2 protein-coding genes are annotated in these 1,292 nt (G+C 33.2%); both read left to right on the plus strand.

Annotation, left to right across the window (positions count from 1 at the left end; translation table 11 throughout):
• Positions 1-21: 21 nt before the first annotated feature.
• A complete protein-coding gene (locus tag JM172_RS24430; protein WP_214484971.1) occupies positions 22-966 on the plus strand; it encodes an RNA polymerase sigma factor in 945 nt (314 codons plus the stop codon).
• A gap of 38 nt (positions 967-1,004) precedes the next feature.
• The coding region (locus tag JM172_RS24435; RefSeq protein ID WP_214484972.1) for a VOC family protein at positions 1,005-1,292 on the plus strand (288 nt) is incomplete at its 3' end.

Genomic DNA, 1,292 nt, shown 5'->3' on the forward strand with positions numbered 1-1,292 from the left:
TATATATAGGAGGTGAATATGATGGAGAATCTACAAACTATAGGTGAAGAGACTAAGGACATATGGGGGAAGTATTGGGAGATTGTACAGCCTTATCGTAATCTATTATGGAAATATTGCTTAAGGTTAACGGGAACACCTTGGGACGCTGAGGATTTACTTCAAGATACGATATTGAAGTCATTTGCATCGCTTTCTGCATTGTCTCATCGACAGCAGAATCTAAAAACAAAATCATATCTTTTTCGTGTTGCTACCAACCACTGGCTTGATCAATGTAGGAGAAATCAACGTTTATCAAATGACGAGATTGATGAGGAAAATTTAAGTGAGGAATTTATTGATTCTCTTGAAGTAAGTGAAGCAATTTTATCGCTAATAAATAATCTAACACCAAGACAGGCTGTGGTATTTATTTTAATAGAATCATTTGGTTTCAAAGCAAATGAAGTAGCTGAATTATTATCTAGTTCTGAAGGAGCAATTAATGGATTACTCAATCGTGCAAGAAAAAAATTATATGAGATAAGAGAAATCAATGAGGAAGTTAGAAAGAAGGAATCTAATATTAATGTTCAATCGGAGTCTGTCAAAGAATTTATAGATGCTTATAATCGTAAAGATTTTGAAGGACTTGCTAACATGCTAAATAATAATGCTACATTTAGTTTTGTAGAGATGAACAGCAAAGAATATGGAAAAGAAAATATCCTTAAATACTCTCTTAATCCAAACAAAAGAACTAAACTTCAAAATATCTATGCAACTTGTACACATTTGTTTGGTAAACAAGCAATTATATTTACTAAACAAACTGCACAAGGAACAATGTTATTTGATGTGAATACGGTTGAATGGGAAAATGGTAAAGTGACAGGATGGAACTGTTATTATTTTTGTAGAGAATTCATGCAGTATGTTGCAGACCATTTGGAATTACCTCTTGCTCCCATGGAAATGTTCTAATGGTTTTTATAGATAGTTTAAGAAAGAGGGAATTGATTATGGGTAAAGTTATTGGGTTTGAAATAAGTAGCCAAAATCCTAGTGAAGCCATAAAATTTTATTCAAATGTATTTGGTTGGGAGATTGCAGAACCTCAATGGGATTATTGGGCTGTCAATACTACAAATAACCATTCTTCTGGACTTAATGGAGGGATAAGTAAAGGACCTTCTGATTATCCCCATGGTACTCGAATTCAAATCGAAGTAGATTCAATTGATGAAGCTATTGACAAGGCTAAAGAAAATGGAGCGTTAGTTGTGAGAGATAAAATGGAGTTCGATTCT

Source organism: Bacillus sp. SM2101 (assembly GCF_018588585.1).
Lineage (GTDB): Bacteria > Bacillota > Bacilli > Bacillales > SM2101 > Nanhaiella > Nanhaiella sioensis.

Excerpts from the sequence above, each read along its gene's own strand:
- JM172_RS24430 (WP_214484971.1), top strand. The coding sequence starts at position 22 with ATGGAGAATCTACAAACTATAGGTGAAGAGACTAAGGACATATGGGGG.